This window comes from Microbacterium sp. JZ101, from assembly GCF_053903175.1.
The window spans coordinates 2,519,233-2,544,250 of sequence record NZ_CP096400.1 but is presented as its reverse complement, the minus strand read 5'-3'; the positions used below and the strand labels follow the sequence as shown (position 1 = coordinate 2,544,250).

Genomic DNA, 25,018 nt, shown 5'->3' with positions numbered 1-25,018 from the left:
GTCGTCGCGATTCGCGGCGACTGCTGGCCCGTTCGCCCCGATCCGCGGCAGATGCCGACGGCACCTGCCGCGTTCTGCGTCCAAGCCGGCCCGATTCGCCGCGAAACGCGGGAACCGCGCACCTGCCCCCTCCGCATCGTCTTCCCGGCTCTCGCCCTCGTCGATTGGCTCGTCGCGCCGGATCGTCCGAGGCTCTCGTGGCGCGAGCTGTGGGTCGTCTTCCCGTACCCCGTACTCTGGCTCGCCGTCGTCCTCGTGCGCGGTGCGGTCGACGGATGGGTTCCCTACGGGTTCCTGCTGCCGGAGCGCGGCGCGGGCTCCCTCGTGGCGCACGTCGTCGGGCTGCTGGTCGCGCTGACAGCCGCGGGCGCGCTCGTGTGGGGGATGAGCCGGATCCCTCGCGGAACCGACTCAGGCGCGCGCCGCGCGGGCTGATCAGCGGGCGCGCGGCGCGAGCGTGAGCAGCGAGACCTCCGGCGGGCACGCGAAGCGCACGGGGGAGTAGATCGAGTGCCCGAGGCCCGCGCTCACGTTGAGCGGCACGGTCCGGCCGTCGTGCGTCCAGCTCGACAGCCCCCGCGCCTGCTTCGGCGGAAGGTCGCAGTTGGAGACGAGGGCGCCGTAGAACGGCACGCGAACCTGGCCGCCGTGCGTGTGACCCGCGATGAGGATGTCGGCGCCGAGCTCCGTGAAAGCATCGAGGACGCGCCGGTACGGGGCGTGGGTCACGCCGATCGAGACCGGAGCGGATGGCAGCGCCGCGACGTGCGCGGGGAGCGCATCGAGGTCATCGAGGTCGTGATGCGCGTCGCTCACGCCGAACAGCTTCACGGCCGTGCCGCGCACGTCCAGAGTGGCGGCCGCGTTGTTGAGGTTCGTCCAGCCGAGCTCGTCGGCGAAGAACGCGTCGAGGGCCGCGGTGTCGAGCTTCGGCGCGGTCGTGGCCCGCTCGGATGGCCCGAGGACGTAGCGCAGGGGGTTGCGCGGAGACGGCTCGTACAGGTCGTTGGACCCGTGCACGAAGACACCGGGGACGCCGGCGAACGGCTCGAACGCCCGGCGGATGCCGGCCAGGCCTTCGCGGTGCCCGAGATTGTCGCCGGTGTTGACGACGAGATCGGGGCGCAGCGATGCGAGCTTCGCCATCCACTCCTGCTTGCCCCGCTGCCACGGCGCCATGTGGGCGTCCGAGACGTGCAGGACCCGCAGGGGAGTCGCCCCCGGCTCGAGCACGCGCACGGTGTGGTGGCGCACGGTGAAGAGGTGCCGCTCGATCCCGATGCCCCAGACGGCGGCCGCGGCCCCCGCGCCCGCGAGGGCGCCGAGGGCCGCGACACCAGGACGCGACGCCACTAGTCGTCGTCCTTGTCGTTCTTCTTGTCGTCGCCTCCGCCGCCGCAGCTCTTGGCCTCGTAGTTCACGCGGATCACGGTGTTCGGGTCGGCGACCGTTCCTGCTTCGGGGTCGGTCCCGGTCACCTTGCCGCTGCCGGCGTCGGAGTTCTCGGAGCAGCTGCCGCGCTCGACGTTGTCGAAGCCCGCGCCGGTGATCGCCGCGAATGCGGCCTGCACCGACATGCCCGACACATCGGGAACAGACGACGCCTTGCCATCGCTCGGGAAGATCGTGACGTTGGTGCCGCCCGCGGCCTGACCCGCGCCCGGGTCCTGACGCTGGATCGTGCCCTCGGGCTGGTCGCCCGGGACGGTCTCGCCGACCGTGACACCGAAGCCGGCACCGCGGAGGATGCTCGTGGCCTCGTCGATCGACTTGCCCGTGACGTCCGGGAGGTCGACGAGCACGCGACGTGTCAGGTTCGGATCCGGCGTCGGGAACGCGCCGCCGGGGTAGTGCGCGTTGGCCGCGGCCTGGATGGGGCGGGCGAGCTCATAGCGGACGTTGTTGCCGTTGATCCCGTTGCTCCAGATGGTGCGGAGATCCGTGAGCCCCCGGGTGTTGCCGACCCAGACGGCCGTCGTGGCGGCCGTGGACGACTCGATCATCATCGTCGAGACGTTCTCGTGCGTTCCGGTCTTGCCGATGAGCTCGGTGCCGTCGCCGGGGTTCGCTGCCGCACCCGTTCCGCCGTTCATCACCGACTTGAGCGCCTCGGCCGCCGTCGCGGCGATGTTGGGCTCGATGACCGGCTCGCAGCCTGTCTCGGGGACCGGCACTTCCTTGTCGTCGATGTCGGTGATCCGATCGATCGCGTGCGGCTCGCAGCGCACGCCGTTGTTGGCGATCGTCGCGTAGGCCGATGCCATGTCGATGGGGGCGATCGCCTTCCAGCCGAGGACGTCGTAGAGGTAGTTCTCCTCAGTCACCGAGCCGCCGTTGCCGAGCGTCACTCCGAAGCGCTCGGCGACGCGGTTGATCTCGCAGACGTCGAGCTGCTCGGCCATCGCGAGGAAGCCCGAGTTGAGCGAATCCCTCGTGAAGCGAGTGACCGTCCCGGTGTAACCGTTGCCGTTGGCGAAGTTGCCGATCTTCTTGTCGTTGTACTGCTGGACGCCGTCGCACTTGTACTGGAAGACGCGGTTGTTGCCGTTCAGCACCTCGTTGATCGAGCGGCCCTTCTCGAGCCAGTCGATGAGCGTGAAGAGCTTGTACGTCGATCCGACCGGGAATCCGTTGGCGGAGCCGTGCGCGCTGTCTGCCGCGTAGACGAGCGAGGAGTACCCCGGCTGCGTCGAGACGACCTTCTCGTCCTCGGAGAAGTTCGTATTCTGGGCCATCGCCAGGATCCTGCCCGTGCTCGGCTCGACCGTCACAGCCGCGGCGCCGAACTCGATCCCGTCGATGTGCGACGCAGCAGTGGCCTTCATCGCCGCCTCGGCGGGCATCTGGATGTTGAAGTCGAGGGTCGTGTAGACCTTGAGCCCGCCGCGTCGCAGCGTCTCCCAGCGCTCCTCGTCGGTCTCGCCGAACGCGGGGTCGGTGAGGATCGTCTGCTGCACGTACTTGCAGAAGTACGCGGAGCCGCCTGCGGCGCCGCAGCCCGTCTCACGCGGGGTGATCTGCGGCTCGATGGGCTCCTCGACGGCAGCGTCGTGCTGCTCCTGGGTGATCTTGCCGTCTTCGAGCATGCGGCCGAGGACGTAGTCGCGTCGCTGCTTCGTCGCCGCGTAGCCATCCTCCGCGGTGTTGCGCGCGACGCCCTCGGAATCGGTGTAGGAGCCATCCGGCAGGTCGAACCGGTACCGGTTCGGGTTCTGCACCATGCCGGCGAGCGTTGCGGCCTGGCTCAGCGTGAGCTTCGCGGCCGTCGTGTGGAAGTAGTACTGCGCGGCGGCCTCGATGCCGTACGTCTGACCGCCGAAGTTCGCGATGTTGAGGTACCCGATGAGGATGTCGTCCTTCGAGTACTCCTGCTCGATCGAGATCGCGTAGCGCATCTCCTGGAGCTTGCGCTCGTAGCCCTCGACGCCTTCTGCCTCGATCGCGTCGTTGTAGCAGTCGAGCTGCTCCTGCGAGCCGAAGGGCGCCTCCTGCTCGCACTTCTGGATGAGCACGTTCTTGACGTACTGCTGGCTGATCGAGGAGCCGCCCTGGGTGTCGCCGCCCTGGAAGTTGTTGAGCAGGGCGCGCGTCGTGCCGATGAGGTCGATGCCGCCGTGGTCGTAGTAGCGCGGGTCCTCACTGGAGAGGAGCGCGTCGTACATCGTCTGCGTGACCTCGTCGTAAGAGACGGGGACGCGATTCTGGTCGTAGAACGACGTCAGGACGAAGTCCTTGCCGTCGAGACCCTTCGCGTAGATCGTGGTCGGCAGCATCGGCGTATCCACCTCGAGATACGCGGGCAGCTTGTCGAACATCGTGATCGCGCTCGACGCGGCAGAGCCGGCGACGGCGATCGCGGGGGTGACGGTGGCGGTGACGAGCACTCCGGCGATCGCGCTCAGGCCGACGAGGCCGAGCACACCGCCGAGAACACCGCTCGCAGTCCTTTTCGCTCCGGGCATAGGCTTGATCGTAGGGGAGTTCCCTGAACATCCCCGCCTTCGGCCATGGTCCTCGGACCGCATTCCCAGCGCCGCACACGCTCGAACGACAGGAGTTCCATGACCACGTGGGAGTACCTCACCACGCCGCTGCTCATCCACAACACGGCGGCCATCCTCAACAACTGGGGCAAGCAGGGCTGGGAGCTCGTGCAGGTCGTGCAGGGCCCCGAGGGCGGCCTCGTCGCCTACCTGAAGCGGCCGCTGACCGAGGCGGGGCCGTCGAACGCGGGCCTCGGCGCCGCGGCCGAGGCGGCGAAGCAGTTCGAGGGCGGCGCCCAGTGACGGTCAGCGCGCGGCTCGCAGAGCTCGGCATCGATCTCCCGGACGTCGTCGCACCCGTGGCGGCGTACATCCCCGCGAAGGTGCACGGCGACGTCGTTCAGACGTCGGGTCAACTGCCGATGGTGTCGGGCTCGCTCCCGCACACGGGCAAGGTCGGCGATGGCGAGGGCCTCGTCGCAGCCGACGACGCGAAGGCACTCGCCCGCATCTGCGCCCTGAACGCACTCGCCGCCGCGGCGGATGCGGTCGGCGGACTCGACCGCATCACGGGCGTGCTCAAGGTGACCGGCTTCGTCGCATCGGCGCCGGCCTTCACCGGCCAGCCCGGCGTCATCAACGGCGCGAGCGAGGTGCTGGGCGAGATCTTCGGCGAGGCCGGACGGCACTCGCGCTCCGCGGTCGGCGTCTCGGTGCTGCCGCTCGACGCTCCCGTCGAGGTCGAGGTGGCGTTCCTCTTCGCCTGACCGGACGACGACAGAGGCCGGGCCCCGCGGGGCCCGGCCTCTGTCGTCGTCCTACCGCACCTGGGCGGAGATCACGCTCATCACGGCGGTGTCGGCCAGTGTCGTCGTGTCGCCGACCTCGCGTCCCTCGGCCACGTCGCGCAGCAGGCGGCGCATGATCTTGCCCGAGCGGGTCTTCGGCAGCTCGCCGACGATGTACACGTCGCGCGGGCGCGCGATCGGGCCGATCTGCTCGCCGACCCATGCGCGCAGCTGCTGCGCGAGACCATCCGGCCCGTGCTCCTTGAGGTAGCTCTCCTTCAGGATCACGAACGCGACGACCGCCTGCCCCGTCGTCTCGTCCGAGGCGCCCACGACCGCGGCCTCCGCGGTCGCCTCGTGGGCGACGAGGGCCGACTCGATCTCCGCGGTGGAGAGGCGGTGCCCCGAGACGTTCATGACGTCGTCGACGCGGCCGAGCAGCCAGATGTCGCCGTCCTCGTCGAGGCGCGCGCCATCCCCCGCGAAGTAGTAGCCCTGCTCGGCGAACTTGTCCCAGTAGGTCTCCTTGTAGCGCTCGGGGTCGCCCCAGATGCCGCGGAGCATGCTCGGCCACGGCTCCGTGATGACGAGCAGGCCTCCGTTGCCGTTGCCGACGTGCTGGGCCTTCTCGTCGACGACGTCGATCGAGATGCCAGGGAGCGGCACCTGAGCCGAGCCGGGCTTCGCCTCCGTCACGCCCGGGAGGGCGGACACCATGATCGCGCCCGTCTCGGTCTGCCACCACGTGTCGACGATCGGGGTCTTCCCGCCGCCGATGACGTCGCGGTACCAGACCCACGCCTCGGGGTTGATCGGCTCGCCGACCGAGCCGAGGACGCGCAGGCTCGACAGGTCGCGCTGCTGCGGGATGACCCTGCCCTGCTTCATGAATCCCCGGATGGCCGTGGGTGCGGTGTAGAGGATGGTCACGCCGTACTTCTCGACGATGTCCCACCACCGGCCGGGCGCGGGGAACTCGGGCGTGCCCTCGTACAGCACCTGCGTCGCGCCGTTCGCGAGCGGTCCGTACGCGACGTACGTGTGCCCGGTGACCCATCCGATATCGGCCGTGCACCAGTACACGTCGGACTCGGGGTGGAGGTCGAACACGTTCCGGTGCGTGAACGCGGCCTGCGTGAGGTAGCCGCCCGACGTGTGCAGGATGCCCTTCGGCTTCCCCGTCGTGCCCGACGTGTACAGGATGTACAGCGGGTTCTCCGACGGGAAGGCCTGCGCGGTGTGCTCGGCCGACGCCTGCGGGACGACGTCGTGCCACCACAGGTCGCGGCCCTCGGTCCACTCGACCTCGTTCTCGCCGCGCTTGACGACGAGAACGTGCTCGACCGTGAGCTGCGCGCCGTCGCCGCGGTCGGAGAGCGCCTGATCGACGGCCGGCTTGAGCGGCGACACCTTGCCCTTGCGGTAGCCGCCGTCGGCCGTGATGACGAGCTTCGCGCCGGCGTCGTCGATGCGCGAGCGCAGGCTGTCGGCGCTGAACCCGCCGAAGACGACCGAGTGGATGGCGCCGATCCGCGCCACCGCGAGCATCGAGGCGATGGCCTCGGGGATCATCGGCAGGTAGATCGCGACGCGGTCGCCCGCTCCGACACCGAGGTCGGTGAGCACGTTCGCGAGGCGCTTGACCTCGTCGGTGAGCTCGGCGTAGGTGACCGTGCGGGAGTCGCCCGGCTCGCCCTCCCACAGCAGGGCCACGCGGTCGCCGTTGCCCGCCTCGACGTGGCGGTCGAGGCAGTTGTACGCGACGTTCAGCTCGCCGTCGGCGAACCACTTCGCGAACGGCGGCGTCGACCAGTCGAGCACCTGGGTGAACGGCTTCTCCCAGTGCAGCAGCTCGCGGGACTGCTCGGCCCAGAACCCCTCGCGGTCCGCGGCGGCGCGCCCGTACAGGTCGGCCTTCGCGACGGCGTTCGCGGCGAACTCGGGCGACGGCGCGAATCGGCGCGTCTCGGTGAGCAGGTGGTCGATCTGGCTGGACATTCGATCGCTCCTTCGCGTGCAGGTCCTGAAGCCGCGACGCCGCGGCGCCGGCTGACGAAGCCGACCATCCGAACCTACGCCGCCGCCGGACGGGTCGGGTACCTCCGAAAGTCGGGGGTGCCCTCAGGCCGCCCGACGCCGTGTGCCCAGGCGGCGTGTCTCGTCATGGTTCTCCACGGATGGCGCGAGCGCCCGTTCTCGAGGGCGCGGGCTCCCTAGCGTCGAGGCATGGCCGTCCCCTTCATCGTCCAGCCGCGTGGAAACCCCCGCCGCGCGCCCGGAGATGACGACGCGCAGGCTGCGCGGCGGGACGACCTGGCGGCGCGGGCGGACCTGGGGCCGCTCGCGCCGTACCTCGCCGACGACGCCGTGACCGACCTCTTCGTCAACGGGATCGCGGGGCTCTTCGTCGACCGCGGGGAGGGGCCGCGACACGACCCGAGCTGGCGGGCATCGGAGCGCGAGGTGCGCGACCTGGCGACCGAGCTCATCGCGCGGGGCGGGCGCCACATCGACGACGCGACGCCGTGCGTCGACGTGCGCCTGCCGGGCGGCATGCGCATCCACGCGGTCCTGCCGCCGGTGAGCTCGAGCGGAACGTCGCTGTCGATCCGCGTGCCCCGACTGACCCGCGCCGATCTCGGCGACCTGTGCCGCGGCGGCGCCTTCGCCGACGACGTCCGCGCCTGGCTGGTCGAGATCGTCCGTCGGCGCGAGAACGTGCTCGTGACGGGAGCCGCGGGCACCGGCAAGACGACGCTGCTCGCGGCCATGCTCTCGCACACTCCGCCCAACGAGCGGATCGTGACGATCGAGGACGTCGCCGAGCTGCGCATCGCGCATCCGCATCACGTGTCGCTCGAGGCGCGGCAGCCGAACCTCGAGGGCGCCGGCGCGATCGGCCTCGCCCGGCTCGTGAGGGAATCGCTGCGGATGCGCCCCGACCGGATCGTCGTGGGGGAGTGCCGGGGCGAGGAGGTCCGCGAGCTCCTCACGGCGCTCAACACGGGTCACGACGGCGGCGCGGGCACCCTGCATGCATCGGGTCTCGACGACGTGCCGGCGCGTCTCGAGGCCCTCGGCGCGCTTGCGGGCATGGACGACCACGCCGTCGCGCGCCAGGTCACGAGCGCGATCGGCTTCGTGCTGCACCTCGAGCGCGACCGCGCCGGGCAGCGTCGGCTGGCCCGCGTCGGGCGATTCGCGGATGGACGGGGTCGGCTGGCGATCGAGGAGGTCGAGCCGTGGCGCTGAGGAGAAGGCGCCGCGACGAGCCGACCGGTCCGGTCGCGGAGACCGTCCTGCGTCTGGCCGTGCTGCTGCAGGCGGGTGCATCGCCGACGACGGCATGGCGCCACCTCAGCGAGTCGGGCGACGCGGCCGCCGAGCGGATCGTCGCGCGCTCGGCCGCCGGCATGCCCCTCGTCGAGGCGATCGAGGCGGAGGCGGCGGCCGTCGAGCGCCCGCGCGATCCGGCGGCCATCCGCCTCGCCGCCGCCTGGCGCGACGTCGCAGCCGCGTGGCATGTGTCGATCGCGGTGGGCGCGCCCCTCGCCGAGAGTCTCCGCGCGATGGCGGCCGCACTCCGCGATGCGCAGGAGAGCGGTGACGACGTGCGGGTCGCGCTCGCGGAGCCCGCCGGCACCGCGCGTCTCATGGCCTGGCTGCCGCTGTTCGGCCTGCTCATCGGCGGGGCGCTCGGCTTCGACACGCTCTCCGTTCTCGTGGGCGACGCGATCGGCCTCGTCTGCCTGGGGAGCGGGCTCGCTCTCCTCCTCCTGGCTCGCATCTGGACCGGTCGGCTCGTCCGCGCGGCTCAGCCTCCGGCCGGGACACCGGGCATGACCGCCGAGCTGATGGCCATCGGACTCGCGGGCGGCGTGTCGATCGACCGCGCGACGCGGCTCGTCGACGAGGCCGCGGGCGGCCCCCGTGCTGTCGATCGCATCGAGCCCGTGCTCGCTCTGTCGCGTTCGGCAGGGGTGCCAGCGGTCGAGCTGCTCCGCGCCGCCGCCGCGCACGACCGGCACGACGCGCGCACGCAGGGCCGGATGCGCGCGGCGCGCCTCGGTTCGCGTCTGCTGCTGCCGCTCGGCGTGTGCACCCTGCCGGCGTTCCTGTGCCTCGGTGTCGCGCCGATGATGCTCAGCGTCATCCGCGCGACCCCTCTGCCCGCACTCGGCGGCTGAGCATCGACCCCGGGAATCCATCCAGAGAGAAAGAAGGAGCACATGTCAGAGAAGCCCACCCTCCGACTCGTCGAGCTGCTCGACGACGAGACCGGAGCGTCGACGGCGGAGTACGCGATCGTCACCATGGCGGCCGTCGCGTTCGCCGGCCTGCTCGTGATGATCATGCGGTCGGGCGAGGTGCAGCAGATCCTCACCGATCTCGTGCGCCGCGCGCTCACGGTGCCGTGATGCGACGGGCGGTGCGGCGGCGACGCGGATGGCCGTGCCGCGCGAGCGAGCGCGGCTCGGTCACGGCCGAGCTCGCCGTCGCGCTGCCCGCCGTCGTGCTCGTCGCCGCGCTCGGCATCGCCGGGCTCGGTGCGGCCTCGCGCCAGGTGCAGCTCCAGGACGCCGCGGCGGACGCGGCGCGGCTCATCGCGAGGGGAGAGGAGGAGGGGCGCGCCGCCGGCATCGTCGCGGCGGTCGGCGGCGCGCTCTCGATCGCGCACCACGGCGACCTCGTGTGCGCGACGGCCGAGGCCGAGGCCCGCATCGGAGCGCTCGCCGTCCCGCTGTCCGCGTCGAGCTGCGCACTCGCCGGAGGATGGTGATGTCGGGCACCGCGATCGGGGCGGGCGTGGTCGCGGCAGCATGCGCGCTCGTCGTCGGGCTCGCCGCCGCGGGAGGGGCGGCGGCCGAGAGCCAGCGCATCGCGAGCGTGGCCGACGCGGCCGCGCTCGCCGCGGCCGATGCGGCGAGCGGCGCGGTCGTCGGCGACCCCTGCGGGCTCGCGGGCCAGGTGGCAGGTGCGGGCCGGGCATCCCTGGCGTCCTGTACCGTGGAGGGTCTCATCGCAACCGTCTCCGTCCAGTCCCGATACGGCGGATTCCCGGTGGCGGCCGCTGCCCGAGCGGGCCCGCCTCCCTCATGAGCCGAGGCGCTCCCCTGTGAGCGTCCGGTCGGCGCGCGATGTGTATGGTGTGCTTCGAGGAAAGGACGCCCCTTGGCATCAGGCAAGACGGCATCAGGCAAGACCGCTGCCGGCAAGACGCTCGTCATCGTCGAGTCCCCGACGAAGATGCGCTCGATCCAGAGCTATCTCGGCGACGGCTACGAGGTGCTCAGCTCGGTCGGCCACATCCGCGACCTCGCCGACAAGCGCGACATCCCCGAGAAGGACCGCGAGGCCTACGGCAAGTACTCGATCGACATCGAGCACGGCTTCGAGCCGTACTACGTCGTCAGCGATCGGAAGACGAAGACCGTCTCCGAGCTCAAGCGCGCGCTCAAGGACGCCTCCGAGCTCCTGCTCGCCACCGATGAGGACCGCGAGGGCGAGGCCATCGCGTGGCACCTCCTCGAGACGCTCAAGCCGAAGATCCCGGTCAAGCGCATGGTGTTCCACGAGATCACCAAGGACGCCATCCAGGCCGCCGTCGAGAAGACGCGCGAGCTCGATCTCGCCCTCGTCGACGCCCAGGAGACCCGGCGCATCCTCGACCGCCTCTACGGCTGGGACGTCTCCCCGGTCCTGTGGCGCAAGATCGGCAGCGGCAGCTCCGGCGCCGCGCTCAGCGCAGGACGCGTGCAGTCCGCGGCCACGCGGATGGTCGTGGACCGCGAGCGCGAGCGGATGGCGTTCGTGTCGGCCTCGTACTGGGGCATCGATGCCACCGCGGCGCGCGCCGCCGAGAGCTTCTCGGTGCGTCTCGTGCGCGTCGACGGCGCGCCCCTCGCGGTCGGCCGCGACTTCGACGACAAGGGCCAGCTCAAGCGCGCGGTCGTCGTGCTCGACGAGGCGGGCGCACGGCAGCTCTCGACCGCGATCGACGAGACGGGAACGGCGCGCGTCACAAAGGTCGAAGCGAAGCCCGGCACGCGGCGCCCCTCCGCGCCGTTCACGACGTCGACCCTCCAGCAGGAGGCCGGCCGCAAGCTCGGCATGACCGCGAAGGTCACGATGTCGGTCGCGCAGAGCCTGTACGAGCGCGGATACATCACCTATATGCGCACCGACTCGACCAACCTCAGCGCGCAGGCGATCAGCGCCGCGCGCGAGCAGGCGGTCGCGCTGTACGGCGAGAGCGCCGTGCCGCTCAAGCCGCGGTCGTACGCGTCGAAGAGCAAGAACGCGCAGGAGGCGCACGAGGCGATCCGCCCGTCGGGCGACCGCTTCCGCACCCCCAAGGAGGTCGCGGGGCAGCTCGGGCGCGACGAGCAGCGGATGTACGACCTCATCTGGAAGCGCACCATCGCGAGCCAGATGTCCGACGCGAAGTTCGAGACGACGACGGTCACGCTCGAGACCGAGGCGGATGGCCGGAAGGTCGAGTTCACGGCATCGGGCACCGTCTACACGTTCAAGGGCTTCCTCGAGGCGTACGAGGAAGGGCGCGACGAGAAGCGCGGCGACGCCGACGAGGCGAAGGAGCAGTCGCTCCCGCGCGTCGCGGAGGGGGACGAGCTCGCGCTCTCCGACGCGACCGCGAAGGGGCACGAGACGACCCCGAAGCCGCGCTACACCGAGGCGAGCCTCGTCAAGGCGCTCGAGGAGCGCGGCATCGGGCGGCCCTCGACGTTCGCGAGCATCATCGGCGTCATCCTCGACCGCGGGTACGTCGTCAAGCGCGGTCAGGCGCTCGTCCCGACCTGGATCGCGTTCAGCGTGATCCGCCTGCTCGAAGACCACTTCTCGGAGCTCGTCGACTACGACTTCACGGCCGAGCTCGAGGACGACCTCGACGCCATCGCGCGCGGCGAGCAGCGCCGCGTCGACTGGCTGAAGTCGTTCTACTTCGGCGGGGAGGGGCATCCCGGCCTCCGCAACATCGTCGACAACCTCGGCGAGATCGACGCGCGTGCCATCAACTCCATGCCGATCACCGAGACGGCGACGCTGCGGGTCGGCAAGTACGGCCCGTACCTCGAGGTCGTCGACCCCGCGAAGCCCGACGAGAAGCCGCGCATCGTGAACGTGCCGGAGGATCTCGCGCCCGACGAGCTGACGCCCGAGAAGGCGCAGGAGCTCATCGATGCTCCGGTCGTGAGCGACCGGGTGCTCGGCGAGAACCCGGAGAACGGCAAGATCGTCGTCGTGAAGGACGGCCGGTACGGTCCGTATGTGCAGGAGCAGGAGCCGCCGTCGGCCGATGAGGTCGACGAGGCGACGGGCGAGGTGGCCGAGGAGCCGAAGAAGCGCGGCGCCAAGAAGGCCGCTGCGCCGAAGCCGCGCACGGCGTCGCTCTTCAAGAGCATGACGCCCGAGACGGTCGACCTCGACACCGCGCTGCGCCTGCTGTCGCTCCCGCGCGTCGTCGGCGAGGACCCGGAGAGCGGCGAGCAGATCACCGCGCAGAACGGCCGCTTCGGCCCCTACCTGAAGAAGGGCTCCGACTCGCGCTCGCTCGAGAGCGAGAGCCAGATCTTCGACATCACGCTCGAGCAGGCGCTCGAGCTCTACAAGCAGCCGAAGTACGGCGCGCGCCGGGCGTCGAGCGCGCTCAAGGAGTTCGACAACGACCCCGTGAGCGGCAAGCCGATCCGCGTGCGCGACGGCCGCTTCGGGCCGTACGTGACCGACGGCGAGACGAACGCGACGATCCCGCGCGGCGAGACGGTCGACGAGATCGACTTCGAGCGCGCCAAGCAGCTGCTCGCCGACAAGCGCGCCAAGGGGCCCGTCAAGAAGCGCACGACGACGCGCAAGACGACCACGACGCGCAAGCCGGCCGCGAAGAAGAAGTGACGGTGGCGCGCGGGGTCTGGATCACATTCGAGGGCGGCGACGGCGTCGGCAAGACGACGCAGGCGCGTCTGCTCGAGGACTGGCTCGCCGCCGAGGGCCGCACGGTCGTGCGCACCCGCGAGCCGGGCGGCAGCGATGTGGGCCAGCTCATCCGCGACATCGTCCTGCACCACCGCGGCGACATCGCGCCGCGCGCGGAGGCTCTCCTCTACGCGGCCGACCGCGCCCACCATGTGCGCGCGGTCGTCCGCCCCGCCCTCGAGCGCGGCGAGGTCGTCATCCAGGACCGCTACCTCGACTCGTCGGTCGCCTATCAGGGTGCCGGTCGCGTGCTCGACGCGGACGAGGTGCGCGATCTGTCGCTGTGGGCCGCGGAGGGGGCGCTGCCCGACGTGACCGTGCTGCTCGATCTCGACCCGGCCGCGGCGCGCGCACGGCTCGACGCCGACGACAGGCCGTTCGACCGGCTCGAGGCCGAGAAGGAGGACTTCCACCGTCGCGTGCGCGAGGCCTTCCTCGCGCTCGCGGCCGCCGAGCCCGACCGGTTCCTCGTCGTCGACGCGGCCCTCTCGCCGGAGACGCTCGCCGAGGCCATCCGCGCGCGCATCGCGCCCCTGCTCTGACCCCGCACGCGGGAGCGCGGAGGGCATTGTCGGCGGGGCTGGTTAGGCTGACGGTATGACCTCCGTCACGGCACCCGCTCTTCCGTGGGGGGATGTGTGGGGGCAGGACGAGGCCGTCGAGATCCTCCAGGCCGCCGCGTCCGGCGCGGGCTCGCTCGCGCACGCGTGGCTCATCACCGGTCCGCCCGGCTCCGGGCGATCGACCCTCGCGCGGGCGTTCGCCGCCGCGCTCATCGCGTCGGCGCCTGATGACACCGCGACGATGAAGCAGGTGCTCGCGGGAACGCACCCCGACCTCACCGCGCTGCGCACCGAGGGCGTCATCATCACGATCGCCCAGGCGCGCGCCCTCGTGGAGCGGTCGTACTTCTCGCCCTCGACCGGGCGGTACCGCGTGATCGTCGTCGAGGACGCCGATCGGATGACCGAGCGCACCTCGAACGTGCTCCTGAAGGCTCTCGAGGAGCCGCCGCCCGAGACCGTGTGGGTGCTCTGCGCGCCGAGCGATGCGGATCTGCTGCCGACCATCCGCTCGCGCGTGCGGCTCCTGCGCCTGCGCGAGCCGGAGGTCGCCGACGTCGCCGCGCTCATCCAGGCCCGAACGGGCGTCGACGAGGCGACCGCCGAGCAGGCGGCTCGTCACGCGCAGCGCCACATCGGCATGGCGCAGCGGCTCGCGACCGACGCCGCGTCGCGCCGGCGCCGCGACGACACGCTGCGCGCCGTCATGCGGGTGCGGGGCATCGGCGACGTCGTCGAGGTCGCCGGCGAGATCGTGCAGGCCGCCACGGACGACGCCAAGGCCCTCACCGCCGAGCGCGACGAGGCAGAGCGCGCCGCCCTCCTGCGGACGGTGGGCATCGTGGAGGGCGCCCGGATCCCGCCGGCCGTGCGCGCGCAGATCACGGCGCTCGAGGACGAGCAGCGCAAGCGCGCCACGCGCAGCCTGCGCGACGGGATCGATCGCGTGCTCACCGATCTGCAGTCCCTGTACCGCGACGTCGTGCTCCTGCAGCTCGGGCGGGAGGAGGGCCTCATCAACCTCGAGCTCCTCGACGACCTCCGAGCGCTGGCGGGCGCGTGGAAGCCCGAGCGCACGCTGGTCGTGCTCGACCACATCGCCGAGACGCGCGACGCGCTCGAGAAGAACGTGCAGCCCACGCTCGCGCTCGAGAGCCTGCTCGTCACCATCGTCAGCGGAAGGAAGACATGACCATCGCCCGTCATCCCCTCCGGAGGCGGTTCGGCCGTCCGACGGCCGTCGTCGCGGGTCTCTCCGCGGCCGCCCTTGCGCTGTCGGGCTGCCTCACCGCGCAGATCCCGGTCGAGGGGGAGGGGCAGTCGGGAACCGTCCTCGGGGCCGAGCCGGTGCTCGACGGCGTTCCCGACGAGCTGCTGCCGTTCTACGACCAGCAGCTCGAGTGGACGCCGTGCGGCGGCGACTTCCAGTGCTCGACGGTCACCGCGCCGCTCGACTGGGAGCACCCCGAGGCGGGCGAGATCGAGCTCGCCGTGATCCGCCAGACCGCGCTCTCCGGGCGGGCACAGGGATCGCTGCTGACCAACCCGGGCGGTCCGGGCGGCAGTGGTGTCTCCTTCATCCGCGAGAACATCGCGTGGTCGATCGGGGACGCGTTGCAGGAGAGCTACGACGTCGTCGGATGGGATCCGCGCGGCGTGGGCGCGTCGACCGCTGTCCGCTGCTTCGACGCGGATGAGATGGACGCCTACCTCTACGACATCCCGCAGGGTGAGCGCGGCTCCGCCGAGTGGGAGGCGGAGCTCGAGGAGCGCGCCGAGGCGTTCGCGAACGCGTGCGCGGAGAACAGCGACGGGCTGCTCGAGTTCATCACGACGGAGCAGTCGTCGCGCGACCTCGATCTGCTGCGCGCCGTCCTCGGCGAGGCCGAGCTCGACTACCTCGGGTTCTCGTACGGCACGTTCCTCGGAGCGACCTACGCCGAGAACTTCCCGGATCGCGTCGGCCGCCTCGTGCTCGACGGGGCGATCGATCCCTCCACCTCGGGGGAGGACGTCGGGGTGACCCAGGCGGTCGGCTTCGAGAACGCCCTGCGCACCTACATGGAGGCGTGCGTGGCGGGTGACACGGGCGCGGCCTGCCCCTTCGCAGGGTCGGTCGACGACGCGATGAACGACCTCTCCGCACTGCTCGCGAGCGTCGACGCGCGCCCTCTGCCCTACGACGACGGGCGCGAGCTCGGCGCCGATGCGCTCATGACGGCCATCATCGCGGCGCTCTACAACGAGGCGAACTGGATGTACCTCACGGAGGCGCTCGCGGGGGCCCTCGAGGGCGACCCGTCGACCGCCTTCTTCCTCGCGGACTTCTACAACGGCCGCGAGAACGGCGAGTACCAGGACAACTCGACCGAGGCCTTCAACGCCTACAACTGCATGGACTACCCGAAAGACCCCGAAGAGGCGGTCGAGGAGACCGAGCGGCGGATCGCGGAGGAGGCGCCGACGATCGCGCCGTACTGGTCCGGCGCATCCGCCTGCGAGTACTGGCCCTACCCGCCGACGGGCGAGCGCGGCGAGATCTCCGCCTCCGGAGCCGCGCCCATCCTCGTCGTCGGAACGACGGGCGATCCGGCGACCCCGTACGAGTGGGCCGAGGCGCTCGCAGCCCAGCTCGAATCAGGGGTGCTGCTCACGTACGAGGGGGAGGGGCACACGGCGTACAACGGCGCGAGCGACTGCATCAACGACGCCGTGGAGGCGTTCCTCGTCGACGGCACCGTGCCCGAGGACGGGCTCGTCTGCTCCTGACCCGACTGCTCTGACGCGAAACGCCCGGCCGACGCCGTCGGTTCGCAGCACGGGCTCCGACCCGGTATGCTTGATTCTCGTGCCGCTCGGGCGGCGCGAGATCGCCACCTTAGCTCAGTCGGCAGAGCGATTCACTCGTAATGAATAGGTCGTCGGTTCGATTCCGACAGGTGGCTCCGATACAGAAGGCGCGCTCCATCCGGAGCGCGCCTTCTGCCATACCGACGGAGCCCCATGGACGCGAGCCACGTGATCGGAGCGATCACCGAGATCTTCTCGTGGATCGGCTTCGGTGCGGCGCTCGTCCTCGGTCTCATCGCGATCATCGCGCGCCTCGCGGACGGCACGTGGGTCCCCGTTCGCGCGTTCGTGCTGTCGGAGCAGGAGCCGCCGATCCTGCGCTGGTTCACGGTGGGTCACGCAGTCGGGGAGGCGCCGCTCACGCCCGAGCTGCGCGCGGCCGCCGGCGATGCCGACGAGGTCGACGTCTTCACGAATCCGCAGCGCCCGGGATCCGTGCGACTCCACCAGCACTCGCCGCTGCCCCGATTCCTCGGCTGGGGCGCGATCGCGTTCGGGGGCCTCGGGGTCGTGTCGACGATCGTGCAGCTGATCCTCGTGGCGATGCGCTGAGCCGCGCTCAGGGGCAGCGCAGCTCGCCGTCCACGAGGGCGTGGTCGACCTTGTGCGCGCCGCAGCGATGACAGGGCGTGCCCTTTCCCTCACCCACCTGCGCGGGGCCGGCCAGGCTGATCAGGGTGGTGTTGAACCACTGGTAGAAGCCACCCGCCTCACGGATGCGGGTGCGGAGGGGTGTTCGCTCGACGCGCGCGTGCATGTAATTAGTGTACTAACGAATAGACCTCGATAGGGTAGTCGGGTGACGGACCATCGCGAGGACCTGCTGAAGCTCGAGAACCAACTGTGCTTCGCGATCGTGACGGCCGCGCGCAACGTCGTGTCGATCTACCGGCCCGTGCTCGAGCCCCTCGGGCTGACGCATCCGCAGTACCTCGTGATGCTCGCCCTGTGGGAGAAGGCCCCGCGCACGCTCCGTGAGCTGTCCGCGGAGCTCGCGCTCGAGCCCGCGACCGCGTCGCCCCTCGTGAAGCGTCTCGAGGCCCAGGGTCTTGTCCGTCGCGAGCGCCGACCGGATGACGAGCGGCGGCTCGCGATCGGGCTCACGGAGGAGGGCGCCGCCCTGCGCGAGCAGGCGCTCGCCGTTCCCGAGCAGATCATGGCGCGCGTCGGCCTCGACGCGGCGCAGCTCGCGAGCATTCGGGATTCGCTCGCGCCCTTCTCGGGGAACCTGGACGCCTGACGTCGACCCGGGGGAGGCGTACGCTCGGACCATGAGCAGGGCGCTTCTCATCGTCGACGTGCAGAACGACTTCACCGAGGGCGGTGCGCTCGCGGTCGCGGGCGGCGACGCCGTGGCCGAGGGGATCACGCGGCACCTCGCCGAGCATGCGGGGGAGTACGCGGCGATCATCGCCTCGCGCGACTGGCACGATGCCGATGGCGACAACGGCGGGCATTTCGCCGTGGATGCCGATCCCGATTTCGTCGACACGTGGCCCGTGCACTGCGTCGCGGGCACGCCAGGGGCCGACTACGATCCCGGGTTCGACACTGCCTCGGTCACACACCATGTGAAGAAGGGTCAGGGACGCCCCGCCTACTCCATGTTCGAGGGTCAGACGGATGACGGCGAGACCGTCGGCCGCATCCTCGATGCGCGCGGGATCGAGGCCGTCGACGTCGTCGGCATCGCGACCGATCACTGCGTCCGTGCGTCCGCGCTCGACGCGATCGCGCACGGCCAGCACGTCCGCGTCCTCACTGAGCTCGTCGCGGGGGTCGGCGCCGAGTCGTCGGAGGCGGCGCTCGCCGAACTCGCGCACGCGGGAGCCGAGATCGTCTGAATCTCAGGCGGCCGCCACGGGCTGCCGCAGGATGGTCCGCCGTCGCTCGGGCGGGACCCTGCGGAAGTCGCTGAGATAGATCTCGTGGTGGTGGCCGGTCATCCGCAGGCCGTGCTGCGGGATGAACGCATCGTGCATCCGCTCGAGGACGGGCCCTTCGTCGTCGAAGGAGCCCACATGCAGCGTCTGGACGGCCCGCCCCTCGTCGAGCAGCTCCCAGCGCAGCTCCGCGAGTCGGGGCGGGTTCTTCGCCGCCGCCTTCCCGATGGCGGCGTCGACGAGGCCGGCGTCGATCCAGTCGGGCGTGCGGATGACCAGGGTCCAGTTCCACGCGGACTTGTCGCGGGCGGTCGTGAAGCTCGCCATGTCGTCGGCGCTCCAGAGGCCCTCGAGCGGCGGGACGACGTAGTCGCGTTCGAGCTCCTGCTTGCTGGCGAACTTCAGCGCGTAGGCGACGGGGTACAGGGTCTCGATCGCCTCCGCGAACGCGGGGGAGGTGTTCGGATCGCCGTGCCCGTCGACCATGAGGTATCGCGCGGGCTCGAGATCGACGATGCGGAACTCGCCCTGCCGCGCGCGGTAGGCGTCGAGGGTCTTCCGGAGGTCGATCTTGTCCGCCATGACGGCCAGCGTACCGGCGGCCTCAGACGTACGTGCGGGCCGTGTCGGTGGTGCCGGGCAGGATCGGCTTCGTGAGAGCGAGTGGGCGGAGACCTGGTGACGCGGGCCTCCGACCATGGGCGCGCCTCCGGGCATGTCCGTGGTATCTGGTGCCGCCGTTCCAGCTCCGAACGGACCTCGGCGGAGATCTCGTGACACTTCATACCGTGCAGACGCGGGAGGCGTACGACGCTCTCGTGAGGGATGGCGTGCTCGTCGGGGACTTTTCGCGTGGCTTTCCGGAGTTCCAGGACGCCTACGCCTGGATGCGCGGTCAGATGGAGCGGCGCGTCCCGGCCGGGCCGGACGGTCTCGTGTGGTTCTGGGTGAACCCGACCCGCCGCTTGTTGAGGAGCTGCGCGCGTCGGGCGCACGGGGAGGTGCTGCTGACCGTCACGGTGGCGCGCGAACAGGCGCTGGTGAGCGACTTCGACGGCTGGCATGCGGCGCTGAACGGGTGGCTGCACGTGCCTCGCTTCACGAATGAGAGCGAGGACGACTGGGAGAGAAGAGCCGATGCTCTCGACCGCGACATCGCTTCGCGGCTCGGCGCGTCGGAACGGGCGCCCTTTCATCAGTGGCCGGCAGAACTGCGCGCGGAGGCGGAGCGGTCTTGGGAGGCCATCTTCGATCCGGACACCTGGGATCCGCGTCGAGCGCTCCAGGCGACGATGCGGGAGTTGAAGGCGGAGGATGTCATCCGAGCGAGCCGGATCCTCTGAACACGGCGGCCTCAGACGTACGTGCGGGCCAGTCGCAGCGCGGATGACGTGTAGCCGCCGCGGAAGAGGTGCGCATGCATGATGACGATCCCGAGCTGATGCAGCCCGATGCGCTCGCGCCATCCGTCCGTGAGCGGGGAGGCGCTGTCGTAGCCCGCGTACACGTCCTCGAGATGCGGGAAGCCGAAGACCGAGAGCGTCGCGAGGTCGGTCTCGGCATGGCCGCCGTGCGCCATGGGGTCGATGAGCGCGGCGCCCGACGGGTCGTCGACGTAGAGGACGTTCCCCGCCCACATGTCGCCGTGGACGCGTGCGACCGCATGGCCCGCTGCGTGCACGAGCGCGGGCTGCGGATGGTCGAGGGCGCCGTCTCGCAACCGGGATGCGAGCCGGTGGAACACCGCGGCGTCGTCTTCGTCGATGACGCCGTCGTCGCGCAGGCGCCGGGCGAACACCTCCACCCGGTGCTCGGCGTAGAAGGCGCCCCACGTGTCCGCCGCTTCTGCGGCGTCCACGACGAGCGGAGTGCGCGACCGGCCCATGCTCCGCGCGCCCGAGTGCTCCGGGGGAGGGCAGCCCCACCAGGCCGCGCCCGCCGCGTGGGTGCGGGCAAGCGCGCGGCCGAATGCGCGCGCCGCCTCCGCCGACGGCGCGGCCTCGTCGATCCGCTCGAGGACGAGTCGATCGCGGTCGGCGGAGACGACCCGCGCGACGCGCGCACCGCCATCCGCCTCCGCGAGCCATCGGAGTCCGGCCGCCTCACCGAGCAGGTCGTCGCCGTCGCGTCGTGTCTTCGTGAACGTGTCGCCCATCGAGGACGAGGGTAGCCGTCGCGGGCTGCGGTCCGACTAGCATGGGCGTCATGCAATGCCGGTGAGCCGCTTCCGCCCCCTGATCTCGCGCGTCTGCGCATCTCGGAAGGACCTCCTGCATGCCTGCACTCCCTCTGTCCGGCAAGACCGCCCTCGTCACCGGCGTCTCGCGACGACGCGGCATCGGATTCGCCGTCGCCGCGCGTCTCGCCGCACTCGGCGCGAGCGTCTTCATCCACCACTTCCGCGCGCACGACGTCGACCAGCCCTGGGGAGGGGACGACATCGAGGCGCTCACGGAGCAGCTGCGCGGCCATCTCGCTCCGGGCGCGCGCCTCGGCGACCGCGCAGCCGACCTGCGCGACCCCGCGGAGATCCCTGCCCTGCTCGACGACGCCTTCGCGCTCACCGGCGGTGTCGACATCCTCGTCTGCAATCACGCGCGCAGCGGCGGCGACGGGAGCCTGCTCGACATGACCGCGGAGCGCCTCGACGAGCACTGGCAGGCGAACGCGCGCTCGGTGCTGCTGCTCACCGCCGAGTACGCACGTCGCATCTCGGGTGTGACGCCGGACGCCGCGCTGCGCCCGGGCGACCACGTGGGTCGGCGGGGCCCCTTCCCGGAGCCGACCGGGCGGGTGTTCTGGATGACCTCGGGCCAGATCCACGGCGCCATGCGCGGTGAGGTGGCGTACGCGACGAGCAAGGCCGCGCTCGCGGGAATCACGGCGACGGCCGCGGCCGAGCTCCTCGACGTGGGGATCGTGCTGAACACGGTCAACCCGGGGCCTGTGAACACGGGGTACCTCGACGCCGACTCGACGGACCGCGACCTGAGCGGCATCGAGGAGGCGCTCGCGCGCACCGCGTTCGGCCGCTTCGGGCGGCCGGATGATCCCGCGCACCTCATCGGATGGCTCGCCACCGACGAGGGGGCGTGGATCGTCGGGCAGGTGCTCACGAGCGACGGCGGATTCTCGCTCGGGTGAGCCGAGCGCGGCGTCGCGAGGCGACGTCTGGTGGGCCCAGAGGGGCTCGAACCCTCGACCTACGGATTAAAAGTCCGCTGCTCTACCGACTGAGCTATAGGCCCGAGACCACTTTACGCGGACCCGGTGGTAGCTTCGGGCCATGCTCGACAGACGCACCTTCACCGACGAAGAGCAGGCGTACGCGCGCGAGTGGTTCGAGGAGACGCTCCAGGCCGCCCGCGACGTCCACACGATCGGCGAGCGCCGCGCGTCGGAGGGCATCCTCCTCGCGCTCGACCGCTGGTTCGTGCACCGGCTGCGCAGCGTCGCCGGCGAGGACACCAACCCGCTCACCGAGGTCTCGCTCGTCGTCGAGGCGATCATGTCGGACGGCGTGCTGCGCGAGCATCCGCCGATCGTCTACGACCGCTCGCGCGCCGTGCTCGGCAACGCGATCGGCGAGCATCTCACGCTCACCTTCGACGACGTCGAGCGCCTCGGCGGGGCGTTCCTGCAGGAGATCGCCGCGCGCTACTCCGCGCCGCGCTGACGGGGGAAGCCTATCCGTCCGGCATGTGCGTCGCCCCGGAGACCGGGGCGCGACCCGGGCGTAGCCTTTTCGGGATGAGTGCGGAGTTCAGCAAGCCGGTGCGCCGGCCCTCGGAGATGTTCGACCGGCTGTTCGCGGGGAGCGACCCGGCCGAGGTCTCGCGCGCGGCGCACGCGACGGCCGTCGCGCTGCTCTCGCGCGTGCGCGACGAGGCCGACGCGGATGTCGTCGAGCGGCTGATCTCGTTCACCGCGCACCACGGCATCGACGACATCGCCGAGCTGTGGTCGCAGTCGCCCGCGCGCTCGCTGCCCGGCTCGCTCTGGCGCCTCTACCTCGTCCAGCTCTCGATCCACGACGACCCGCACACGGCATCGCTGCTGTACGAGCGCGGAAGGGTCGAGCTGCACTCGGCCGATCCGGTGATCGCCGGGGCGCCGACGCCGGCGGGGCCGCAGGAGCTCGTGCGCCTCATCGACACCATCCTGCACGGCGCCTTCACGGGCGATTACGCCGTCGCGCTCGATCGCACGGCAGCGTACTGCCGCGTTGTCGCGTCCGGAGCGACGCACCTCGCCGACGACTACGAGCCGACCGAGCCGGAGCGGTCATCCGCCCTCACGACGCGGGCACTGCGCCTGTCGGCCTTCGCCGCCGATCTCGCGACGGCGGCGCGCCTGTGGCGTCGGGATGCCCTCGAGTGACCGGGGCATGAAAAGGGCCGAGCCGCAGAAAACGCCTCTCGGCGGAAGGCCGCTCGCAGCGGCAGAATTTGGAGCCCGGGGTTACTGCGGCCCGGCCATCACAGTCTAACGGGCACCCCCTGTCGGGTATTCCCATGGGGCATTCAGCACGCGGCGACGCTCGGGCGTGCCGGGCTGGCTGGGCCTGCCGGGGCCCTGCTGCGACGTTCCCTGCCCGGCTTGCACCGGCCATCCTGCCGCCGGGGTGTGCGCCGATTCGGATCGGTGGGGCGGATGGTGTCTGCTGGGGCGGACACGCGCGCACCAGCCCCAGGCGTCCGATTCCGCGCACGGGCGGCGGGGCGAGGGCGTCTCCCGATTCGGATCGGTGGGGCGGATGGTGTCGGTTGTGGTGGACACGCGCACACCAGCCCCACGGGTCCGATTCCGCGCACGGGCGGCCGGGGCGAGGGCGTCTCCGGATTCGGATCGGTGGGGCGGATGGTGTCTGCTGGGGCGGACACGCGCACACCAGCCCCAGGAGTCCGATTCCGCGCACGGGCCAGCCACACGCTGCAGGCGGGGCCGGCGCGGGCGTGCCGGGCGGTGTGCGCGCAGAGCGGCCCGCCGCCATCCGCCCGCCATGCAGAAGGGCCGGCCCCGCGGAAGCGAGACCGGCCCTTCGGGCACGGGGCGGTTCAGCCGAAGCGACCCGAGACGTAGTCCTCCGTCGCCTGCACCTGGGGCGTCGTGAAGATCTTCGTGGTGTCGTCGTACTCGATGAGCTTGCCGGGCTTGCCGGTGCCCGCGATGTTGAAGAACGCGGTCTTGTCGCTCACGCGCGACGCCTGCTGCATGTTGTGCGTGACGATGACGACCGTGTAGTCGTTCTTCAGCTCGCTGATGAGCTCCTCGATCGCGAAGGTCGAGATCGGGTCGAGGGCCGAGCAGGGCTCGTCCATGAGGATGATGTCGGGCGAGACCGCGATGGCGCGCGCGATGCACAGACGCTGCTGCTGGCCGCCCGAGAGGCCCGACCCGGGCTTGTCGAGCCGGTCCTTGACCTCGTTCCAGAGGTTCGCGCCCGTGAGCGACTTCTCGACGAGGGCGTCGGCGTCGCTCTTCGAGATGCGCTTGTTGTTGAGCTTCACGCCCGCGAGCACGTTCTCGCGGATCGACATCGTGGGGAAGGGGTTCGGGCGCTGGAAGACCATGCCGACCTGGCGGCGGACGAGCACGGGGTCGACGCCCGGGCCGTAGAGGTCCTGGCCGTCGACGAGCACCTGGCCCTTGACGGACGCACCAGGGATGACCTCGTGCATGCGGTTGAGCGTGCGGAGGAAGGTGGACTTGCCGCAGCCCGACGGGCCGATGAACGCCGTCACGGTGCGGGGCTGGATGTCGATCGAGACGCCCTCGACGGCGAGGAAGTCGCCGTAGTAGACGTTGAGGTCGTTGACTTCGATGCTCTTGGACACGGGGGTTCCTTCGTTGTGGTCGGAGAAGTCTCGGCTCAGCGGCCCGCGGTCTTCGGGGCGAAGACCTTCGCGATGAGGCGCGCGACGAGGTTGAGCAGCATGACGATGAGGATGAGGGTGAGGGCGGCCGCCCACGCGCGCGCGACCGCGGCGTCGGGGCTCGTGCCCTGGTTCATGTACTGGTTGTACGCGAACACCGGCAGCGTCATCATCTGCCCGTCGAACAGGTTGGTGTTGAGGCTGAGCGTGTACCCCGCCGTGAGGAGGAGCGGTGCGGTCTCGCCGATGACGCGCGCGATCGCGAGCATGATCGTCGTCGTGATGCCGGCGATCGACGTGGGGAGGACGACCTTCACGATCGTGAGCCACTTCGGAACGCCCAGCGCGTACGAGGCCTCGCGCAGCTCGTTCGGGACGATGCGGAGGAGCTCCTCGCTTCCGCGGACGACCACCGGGATCATCAGAACCGCGAGGGCGAGCGCGCCCATGAAGCCCATCGAGATGCCCGGGCGGATGAAGAGCGCGAACACGGAGTAGATGAACAGACCGGCGACGATCGACGGGATGCCCGTCATGACGTCGACGAAGAAGGTGATCGCCCGCGCGAGCTTGCCGCGGCCGTACTCGACGAGGTAGATCGAGGTCATCAGGCCGATCGGCACCGCGATCAGGGTCGCCATGAGCGTGATGAGGACCGTGCCCCAGATGGCGTGCACGATGCCGCCGCCCTCGCCGACGATGTTGCGCATCGAGTACGAGAAGAACTCGGCGTCGAAGCGCTGGATGCCGTTGACGACGACCGTCCAGAGGAGCGAGACCAGGGGGAGGAGCGCGATCACGAACGCGGTCGAGACGAGCGCCGTCATCACCCGGTCGACGGCCTTGCGGCTGCTCTCGGCGATCGACGACGTGACCGCGATCAGCAGGATGTAGAGGATCATGCCGACGATGAGCGCGCCGGCGATATTGAAGTCGGCCAGCTCGCCACCGGCGGCGATGATGCCGAAGACGATGGAGGAGGCGACGAAGCAGCCGACGAGCAGGGCCCACGGGGCCCAGCCCGGCAGGCGTCCGGAGGTCAGGCGCGCGCTCTGCGCGGGGGCGGCGATGGCGGCCATG

At 70.9% G+C, this 25,018-nt stretch carries 27 protein-coding genes and 2 tRNA genes; 20 read left to right on the top strand and 9 right to left on the bottom strand.

The window, feature by feature from the left end:
* Nucleotides 1-51: 51 nt before the first annotated feature.
* Entirely contained in the window at nt 52-435 is a 384-nt protein-coding gene (locus M1D56_RS11805; protein ID WP_456283669.1) for a Pr6Pr family membrane protein, read from the top strand.
* On the opposite strand, the gene M1D56_RS11800 is transcribed toward M1D56_RS11805, so the two are convergent.
* Entirely contained in the window at nt 436-1,353 is a 918-nt protein-coding gene (locus tag M1D56_RS11800; protein WP_456283668.1) for a metallophosphoesterase, read from the bottom strand. It abuts the gene before it with no gap.
* On the bottom strand, nt 1,353-3,962 hold the full coding sequence (locus tag M1D56_RS11795) for a transglycosylase domain-containing protein (protein ID WP_456283667.1): 2,610 nt from the start codon (nt 3,960-3,962) through the stop codon (nt 1,353-1,355). The genes M1D56_RS11800 and M1D56_RS11795 overlap by 1 nt, the downstream gene beginning before the upstream one ends.
* Before the next feature lie 99 nt (nt 3,963-4,061).
* On the opposite strand from M1D56_RS11795, the gene M1D56_RS11790 reads away from it, so the two are divergent.
* Together M1D56_RS11790 and M1D56_RS11785 are read left to right on the top strand one after the other, a co-directional pair.
* Complete coding sequence (locus tag M1D56_RS11790; protein WP_271173923.1) at nt 4,062-4,286, top strand: hypothetical protein; 225 nt, start codon at nt 4,062-4,064, stop codon at nt 4,284-4,286.
* Entirely contained in the window at nt 4,283-4,750 is a 468-nt protein-coding gene (locus M1D56_RS11785) for a RidA family protein (RefSeq protein WP_456283666.1), read from the top strand. Before M1D56_RS11790 ends, M1D56_RS11785 begins: the two co-directional genes overlap by 4 nt.
* Before the next feature lie 51 nt (nt 4,751-4,801).
* Here M1D56_RS11785 and acs read toward each other — a convergent pair whose 3' ends face one another.
* On the bottom strand, nt 4,802-6,769 hold the full coding sequence (gene acs, locus M1D56_RS11780; RefSeq protein ID WP_456283665.1) for an acetate--CoA ligase: 1,968 nt from the start codon (nt 6,767-6,769) through the stop codon (nt 4,802-4,804).
* Nucleotides 6,770-6,997: 228 nt separating this feature from the next.
* Here acs and M1D56_RS11775 point away from each other — a divergent pair, with 228 nt between their 5' ends.
* From M1D56_RS11775 to M1D56_RS11725, 11 genes are all read left to right on the top strand, one after another.
* Nucleotides 6,998-8,023: a TadA family conjugal transfer-associated ATPase gene (locus M1D56_RS11775; RefSeq protein ID WP_456283664.1), complete on the top strand. Its 1,026-nt coding sequence runs from the start codon at nt 6,998-7,000 to the stop codon at nt 8,021-8,023.
* Nucleotides 8,014-8,958, top strand: a complete 945-nt coding sequence (locus M1D56_RS11770; protein WP_309299974.1) for a type II secretion system F family protein — start codon at nt 8,014-8,016, stop codon at nt 8,956-8,958. Before M1D56_RS11775 ends, M1D56_RS11770 begins: the two co-directional genes overlap by 10 nt.
* Nucleotides 8,959-9,000: 42 nt before the next feature.
* Complete coding sequence (locus M1D56_RS11765) at nt 9,001-9,189, top strand: DUF4244 domain-containing protein (RefSeq protein ID WP_271173890.1); 189 nt, start codon at nt 9,001-9,003, stop codon at nt 9,187-9,189.
* A complete protein-coding gene (locus M1D56_RS11760; protein ID WP_271173889.1) occupies nt 9,189-9,551 on the top strand; it encodes a TadE family type IV pilus minor pilin in 363 nt (120 codons plus the stop codon). The genes M1D56_RS11765 and M1D56_RS11760 overlap by 1 nt, the downstream gene beginning before the upstream one ends.
* Nucleotides 9,551-9,871 (top strand): Rv3654c family TadE-like protein, encoded by a 321-nt coding sequence (locus M1D56_RS11755; RefSeq protein ID WP_324014215.1) that lies wholly within the window; start codon nt 9,551-9,553, stop codon nt 9,869-9,871. The genes M1D56_RS11760 and M1D56_RS11755 overlap by 1 nt, the downstream gene beginning before the upstream one ends.
* A 147-nt stretch (nt 9,872-10,018) precedes the next feature.
* Entirely contained in the window at nt 10,019-12,685 is a 2,667-nt protein-coding gene (gene topA / locus M1D56_RS11750; RefSeq protein ID WP_456285237.1) for a type I DNA topoisomerase, read from the top strand.
* A gap of 2 nt (nt 12,686-12,687) precedes the next feature.
* On the top strand, nt 12,688-13,308 hold the full coding sequence (gene tmk / locus M1D56_RS11745; RefSeq protein ID WP_456283663.1) for a dTMP kinase: 621 nt from the start codon (nt 12,688-12,690) through the stop codon (nt 13,306-13,308).
* A 55-nt stretch (nt 13,309-13,363) separates the two neighbouring features.
* Entirely contained in the window at nt 13,364-14,521 is a 1,158-nt protein-coding gene (locus M1D56_RS11740) for a DNA polymerase III subunit delta' (RefSeq protein WP_456283662.1), read from the top strand.
* Nucleotides 14,518-16,098 (top strand): alpha/beta hydrolase, encoded by a 1,581-nt coding sequence (locus M1D56_RS11735; RefSeq protein ID WP_456283661.1) that lies wholly within the window; start codon nt 14,518-14,520, stop codon nt 16,096-16,098. The genes M1D56_RS11740 and M1D56_RS11735 overlap by 4 nt, the downstream gene beginning before the upstream one ends.
* A gap of 103 nt (nt 16,099-16,201) precedes the next feature.
* Nucleotides 16,202-16,274: transfer RNA gene (locus tag M1D56_RS11730), tRNA-Thr, on the top strand.
* A 58-nt stretch (nt 16,275-16,332) separates the two neighbouring features.
* Nucleotides 16,333-16,731 carry a hypothetical protein gene (locus M1D56_RS11725; protein WP_421076358.1) on the top strand — a complete coding sequence of 133 codons (399 nt, stop codon included), beginning with the start codon at nt 16,333-16,335 and terminating at the stop codon, nt 16,729-16,731.
* A 7-nt stretch (nt 16,732-16,738) separates the two neighbouring features.
* On the opposite strand, the gene M1D56_RS11720 is transcribed toward M1D56_RS11725, so the two are convergent.
* Nucleotides 16,739-16,936: a hypothetical protein gene (locus M1D56_RS11720; RefSeq protein WP_271173882.1), complete on the bottom strand. Its 198-nt coding sequence runs from the start codon at nt 16,934-16,936 to the stop codon at nt 16,739-16,741.
* A gap of 42 nt (nt 16,937-16,978) precedes the next feature.
* Here M1D56_RS11720 and M1D56_RS11715 point away from each other — a divergent pair, with 42 nt between their 5' ends.
* Nucleotides 16,979-17,419, top strand: a complete 441-nt coding sequence (locus M1D56_RS11715; RefSeq protein ID WP_271173881.1) for a MarR family winged helix-turn-helix transcriptional regulator — start codon at nt 16,979-16,981, stop codon at nt 17,417-17,419.
* Nucleotides 17,420-17,450: 31 nt separating this feature from the next.
* Nucleotides 17,451-18,023: an isochorismatase family protein gene (locus M1D56_RS11710; RefSeq protein ID WP_421076359.1), complete on the top strand. Its 573-nt coding sequence runs from the start codon at nt 17,451-17,453 to the stop codon at nt 18,021-18,023.
* A gap of 3 nt (nt 18,024-18,026) precedes the next feature.
* Here the strand turns inward: M1D56_RS11710 and M1D56_RS11705 are convergent, their stop codons facing one another.
* On the bottom strand, nt 18,027-18,644 hold the full coding sequence (locus M1D56_RS11705) for a GyrI-like domain-containing protein (protein ID WP_456283660.1): 618 nt from the start codon (nt 18,642-18,644) through the stop codon (nt 18,027-18,029).
* 248 nt (nt 18,645-18,892) lie between these two features.
* Here M1D56_RS11705 and M1D56_RS11700 point away from each other — a divergent pair, with 248 nt between their 5' ends.
* Entirely contained in the window at nt 18,893-19,405 is a 513-nt protein-coding gene (locus M1D56_RS11700) for a DUF3841 domain-containing protein (RefSeq protein WP_456283659.1), read from the top strand.
* Nucleotides 19,406-19,416: 11 nt separating this feature from the next.
* Here the strand turns inward: M1D56_RS11700 and M1D56_RS11695 are convergent, their stop codons facing one another.
* Entirely contained in the window at nt 19,417-20,217 is an 801-nt protein-coding gene (locus M1D56_RS11695) for a fructosamine kinase family protein (protein WP_421076361.1), read from the bottom strand.
* Between the two features lie 119 nt (nt 20,218-20,336).
* Here M1D56_RS11695 and M1D56_RS11690 point away from each other — a divergent pair, with 119 nt between their 5' ends.
* Nucleotides 20,337-21,206, top strand: a complete 870-nt coding sequence (locus M1D56_RS11690; protein WP_421076362.1) for an SDR family oxidoreductase — start codon at nt 20,337-20,339, stop codon at nt 21,204-21,206.
* A 28-nt stretch (nt 21,207-21,234) separates the two neighbouring features.
* On the opposite strand, the gene M1D56_RS11685 is transcribed toward M1D56_RS11690, so the two are convergent.
* Nucleotides 21,235-21,310: transfer RNA gene (locus M1D56_RS11685), tRNA-Lys, on the bottom strand.
* 38 nt (nt 21,311-21,348) lie between these two features.
* Between M1D56_RS11685 and M1D56_RS11680 the strand changes: the two genes are divergently transcribed.
* Together M1D56_RS11680 and M1D56_RS11675 are read left to right on the top strand one after the other, a co-directional pair.
* Nucleotides 21,349-21,738 carry a hypothetical protein gene (locus M1D56_RS11680; protein ID WP_271173876.1) on the top strand — a complete coding sequence of 130 codons (390 nt, stop codon included), beginning with the start codon at nt 21,349-21,351 and terminating at the stop codon, nt 21,736-21,738.
* 74 nt (nt 21,739-21,812) lie between these two features.
* Nucleotides 21,813-22,442, top strand: coding sequence for a DNA-directed RNA polymerase subunit beta (locus tag M1D56_RS11675; RefSeq protein WP_282979688.1), 630 nt, complete (start codon nt 21,813-21,815; stop codon nt 22,440-22,442).
* A 677-nt stretch (nt 22,443-23,119) separates the two neighbouring features.
* On the opposite strand, the gene pstB is transcribed toward M1D56_RS11675, so the two are convergent.
* Together pstB and pstA are read right to left on the bottom strand one after the other, a co-directional pair.
* Entirely contained in the window at nt 23,120-23,899 is a 780-nt protein-coding gene (gene pstB, locus M1D56_RS11670) for a phosphate ABC transporter ATP-binding protein PstB (protein ID WP_271173874.1), read from the bottom strand.
* Nucleotides 23,900-23,934: 35 nt separating this feature from the next.
* A complete protein-coding gene (pstA, locus tag M1D56_RS11665) occupies nt 23,935-25,017 on the bottom strand; it encodes a phosphate ABC transporter permease PstA (RefSeq protein ID WP_271173873.1) in 1,083 nt (360 codons plus the stop codon).
* Nucleotide 25,018: the final 1 nt, after the last annotated feature.

What these genes read in the sequence shown, in the direction of transcription:
- M1D56_RS11760 (WP_271173889.1), top strand. Translation starts at nt 9,189, where the DNA reads ATGCGACGGGCGGTGCGGCGGCGACGCGGATGGCCGTGCCGCGCGAGC.
- pstA (WP_271173873.1), bottom strand. Translation starts at nt 25,017, where the DNA reads ATGGCCGCCATCGCCGCCCCCGCGCAGAGCGCGCGCCTGACCTCCGGA.
- M1D56_RS11775 (WP_456283664.1), top strand. Translation starts at nt 6,998, where the DNA reads ATGGCCGTCCCCTTCATCGTCCAGCCGCGTGGAAACCCCCGCCGCGCG.
- acs (WP_456283665.1), bottom strand. Translation starts at nt 6,769, where the DNA reads ATGTCCAGCCAGATCGACCACCTGCTCACCGAGACGCGCCGATTCGCG.
- M1D56_RS11735 (WP_456283661.1), top strand. Translation starts at nt 14,518, where the DNA reads ATGACCATCGCCCGTCATCCCCTCCGGAGGCGGTTCGGCCGTCCGACG.
- M1D56_RS11705 (WP_456283660.1), bottom strand. Translation starts at nt 18,644, where the DNA reads ATGGCGGACAAGATCGACCTCCGGAAGACCCTCGACGCCTACCGCGCG.
- M1D56_RS11790 (WP_271173923.1), top strand. Translation starts at nt 4,062, where the DNA reads ATGACCACGTGGGAGTACCTCACCACGCCGCTGCTCATCCACAACACG.
- M1D56_RS11720 (WP_271173882.1), bottom strand. Translation starts at nt 16,936, where the DNA reads ATGCACGCGCGCGTCGAGCGAACACCCCTCCGCACCCGCATCCGTGAG.
- M1D56_RS11755 (WP_324014215.1), top strand. Translation starts at nt 9,551, where the DNA reads ATGTCGGGCACCGCGATCGGGGCGGGCGTGGTCGCGGCAGCATGCGCG.
- M1D56_RS11695 (WP_421076361.1), bottom strand. Translation starts at nt 20,217, where the DNA reads ATGGGCGACACGTTCACGAAGACACGACGCGACGGCGACGACCTGCTC.
- M1D56_RS11795 (WP_456283667.1), bottom strand. Translation starts at nt 3,962, where the DNA reads ATGCCCGGAGCGAAAAGGACTGCGAGCGGTGTTCTCGGCGGTGTGCTC.
- topA (WP_456285237.1), top strand. Translation starts at nt 10,019, where the DNA reads ATGCGCTCGATCCAGAGCTATCTCGGCGACGGCTACGAGGTGCTCAGC.
- M1D56_RS11680 (WP_271173876.1), top strand. Translation starts at nt 21,349, where the DNA reads ATGCTCGACAGACGCACCTTCACCGACGAAGAGCAGGCGTACGCGCGC.
- M1D56_RS11740 (WP_456283662.1), top strand. Translation starts at nt 13,364, where the DNA reads ATGACCTCCGTCACGGCACCCGCTCTTCCGTGGGGGGATGTGTGGGGG.
- M1D56_RS11710 (WP_421076359.1), top strand. Translation starts at nt 17,451, where the DNA reads ATGAGCAGGGCGCTTCTCATCGTCGACGTGCAGAACGACTTCACCGAG.
- M1D56_RS11675 (WP_282979688.1), top strand. Translation starts at nt 21,813, where the DNA reads ATGAGTGCGGAGTTCAGCAAGCCGGTGCGCCGGCCCTCGGAGATGTTC.
- M1D56_RS11805 (WP_456283669.1), top strand. Translation starts at nt 52, where the DNA reads ATGCCGACGGCACCTGCCGCGTTCTGCGTCCAAGCCGGCCCGATTCGC.
- M1D56_RS11725 (WP_421076358.1), top strand. Translation starts at nt 16,333, where the DNA reads ATGGACGCGAGCCACGTGATCGGAGCGATCACCGAGATCTTCTCGTGG.
- M1D56_RS11765 (WP_271173890.1), top strand. Translation starts at nt 9,001, where the DNA reads ATGTCAGAGAAGCCCACCCTCCGACTCGTCGAGCTGCTCGACGACGAG.
- M1D56_RS11690 (WP_421076362.1), top strand. Translation starts at nt 20,337, where the DNA reads ATGCCTGCACTCCCTCTGTCCGGCAAGACCGCCCTCGTCACCGGCGTC.